Annotated in this window: 1 protein-coding gene and 1 pseudogene; one reads left to right on the top strand and one right to left on the bottom strand. The window is 49.5% G+C overall.

All coding sequences use genetic code 11. The features are described from left to right. Positions 1 to 336 precede the first annotated feature (336 nt). Complete coding sequence (locus ACPLUI_RS01025; RefSeq protein WP_424658408.1) at positions 337 to 1,767, bottom strand: ISLre2 family transposase; 1,431 nt, start codon at positions 1,765 to 1,767, stop codon at positions 337 to 339. A 288-nt stretch (positions 1,768 to 2,055) separates the two neighbouring features. Here ACPLUI_RS01025 and ACPLUI_RS01020 point away from each other — a divergent pair. Beyond that, positions 2,056 to 2,711, top strand: a pseudogene (locus ACPLUI_RS01020) (hypothetical protein); the annotation flags it as partial.

Raw genomic sequence — 2,711 nt, 5'->3', positions numbered from 1 at the left:
CTCAGTCCAGATAAAGCCTTTTTTAGGTGACATTTTCACTGTCCGTTGACACAGCTTTCTCGACTCTGTCCGTGTCAAGATCCAGTAGGTATCTCCACAACAACTTTCCGTTATGAGACCTCACCGCTCAAAAGCATTAGCTTCAAGGCAGCGGCCTTGACATCCACCCCGCAGGTGGTCAGACAAACCCACCGACGGGGCGGCTCCGGGGAACAGGTAAAGATAATACCAGCGCCCCGTCGCAAAAACCATTGTACCACCTGCGGGGACCCCGGCTGTCAAGGCTCCCCTAACGGCGCTGCCTTTTAAGCCCTCTGAGACTCACCAGGGAACAGGTTAGCCAATAAGGGCAGCAAAATCTGGCCGGGCAAGTTCCCGTAAAACATACTTAACCCACGGCCGGTCGGCAAAAGGACCCTTTAATGCCGGTAATGTCGCCTGCAACCATTTTTCCACATCCCCGGCTTTTTGTTTTTCCACTGGCTTTAACTGCGCTAATTCCCTCAGCTTTTCGTGTTTCACCGGCCAGCGCAAAACATAATTATCAAGCTTCCCGTTTGCCTTAGCGGCCAAAATCCGGGCCATCCGGTCCCCACCGTTAATGGTCCACCGGGCTCCCAGGCGTTTCATCCGCCGGGCTACGTTGTGTTGTATCTGCCCTTCAATGGTGCCCAGGCGTTTTGCTCCCGCCGAGGCAACAATCCCCACCCAGTTTTCCTCAAGATACTGCAAAAGCTTGGTGATCCTCTTCTTCCGGTTACCTCGGGTCTTTTTCGCCGCGATCGTTAGAATCCCCTGGGTTTCCTGCCAGTTACCCCGGGAAATAGCTGCGGCTACTTTCCGAAAGGTTTCTTCATCATACCAGAGAGCTTCCGTTAAATGCTTGCTCAGGTGGTATGGGTCTAAGCGATATTCGGCGCCAGGGAAGTATTCCACTCCCTGCTTGGGCCAGTCTGCCCCATCGCCGCCAATGTAGATCTTCTGGACCCGGCTTAAATCCCATTTCCCCCCGATCTCGGCATAACCTTCTTCCCAGGCTGCCTCACCTTCATTTAAGCTGCTTAATACAAGCTTGTTTTTCAGGGCGAAGCGATCCCGGTCTATTTGCTCCTTACCCTCGTAAGCTACTATGTGTTTGATTTCTCCTCGTTTCTGCTTTGCCCTTTGCAGGCGGATTATCACCCCGTCGGCTTCAATACACAGCTCCGGCGCCACTTCTTTCCCTCCGGGAGCTTCGCCGTCTTCAAAAACTGCTGCTCTTTTTTCTTGGCCTTCGCGTTGGAGAACTTCGCCTACTTCCTGGGTGGCCTGCCAGATGGTCATGGAACTTACCCCGGGAACAAGGTAGCTCAAAATTTCCGCCGCCCGGTCAAAGGGAAGCTCAGTGCTTAGTTTGACAGCCAGTTCTTTTAGGCGAGGGGTAATCGTGGCCCGCTTCGGCCAGCCCAACAGCTCATCTAAAAAGAAGCTGGTTTCCCCGGTTTTTTTGTTTTTGTACAGGCGCCTTTTGTAGAGAAATTCCCCAAAGGTGCTGATGGCTGTTTTATCCCGAAACCCGACCACCCTCCAGGTACTCCGGTCACGTTCATTCATCAGGCGGGTATCGAGTTGTTCCAGTGCCCAGGTGAATATTTGGTTGCAGACCTTCTGACAAAGCTCATGGATACCTTTTTCAAGTTCATAGAAGTCCTTGCACCTACCAAGTAATTCAATCAGACCCTTAACGAAAAGAAGGACTGCACCCACTATTTGACGAATATTTAGCATGAGACCTCACACTCCTTTAGCTTGATTTTTGGTGTTTTTTGGGCGCGTGAGGTCTCATTTCTTTTTCAGGGAGCTGATCCCCTTCTGGTGCCTACTGAAATTTTACACGGCCTATCGCCATTGTATCATTAATAGCCAGACTCCGGACTCAAAAAACAAGATGACAAAATTGGATTTTATTGCTAAAATAAGACTCAAAGTTTTGCGAAAGGGGGGTAAAAGCCCGTAGCAAAAGTTATCCCTGAAACGGTCAATCTGTTCAGGGATTAGTTGGACGGGCTCCTTTTTATGGCTATTGAACTGCGCAAAATAATTAATGAAACACAATTTAAAAATCCTTTTCACAATTTTGCCCTGACCAGCATCTCGAGTGAAATCAGGTACGATCCCTTAACCGGCCAGAGGGTGCGTATTTTACCTTTGCGCAACCGTAAGTTACCCCGCCATGACTGGACACCCTTTGTAGAAGAGTCCAGACAAAAATTCTGTCCCTTTTGCCCTGAAAACCTGGAAAAGGCCACACCCCGTTTCCCCGAGAATATGATACCCGAAGGTCGGTTGAAATACGGTCAGGCAGTGGTAGTACCAAACCTGACGCCTTACGAGATTTACGCCGGAGTAACAGTTATGGGACCTGATCATTACCTTTCCATGACCGCATTAACAGCTGATATTATCGTCGAGAGCTTACGCGCAGCACTGGATTTTTTAAAATTAGTTGAAGCTTATGATCCTGAACGTGGCCGCTACGGTTCAGTAAATTGGAATTATATGCCTTATTCGGGTGGCTCTATAATCCACCCACATTTACAAGTTTTATGCGGGCCACAACCCTGTCGTTATGATGCGGAAATGATTGCTCATGGAAAGGCTTACATGGAGAAAAACATACTGGTGCTTAAGTCCAGCTCACCAGAAAAACCTCGGCTTCCGGCTCTAGCCGC

Origin of the sequence: Desulfofundulus sp. (genome assembly GCF_049701015.1) — a bacterium.
GTDB lineage: Bacteria > Bacillota > Desulfotomaculia > Desulfotomaculales > Desulfovirgulaceae > Desulfofundulus.
This window is presented reverse-complemented; position numbering and strand designations above follow the sequence as displayed.

Excerpts from the sequence above, each read along its gene's own strand:
- ACPLUI_RS01025 (WP_424658408.1), bottom strand. The coding sequence starts at position 1,767 with ATGCTAAATATTCGTCAAATAGTGGGTGCAGTCCTTCTTTTCGTTAAG.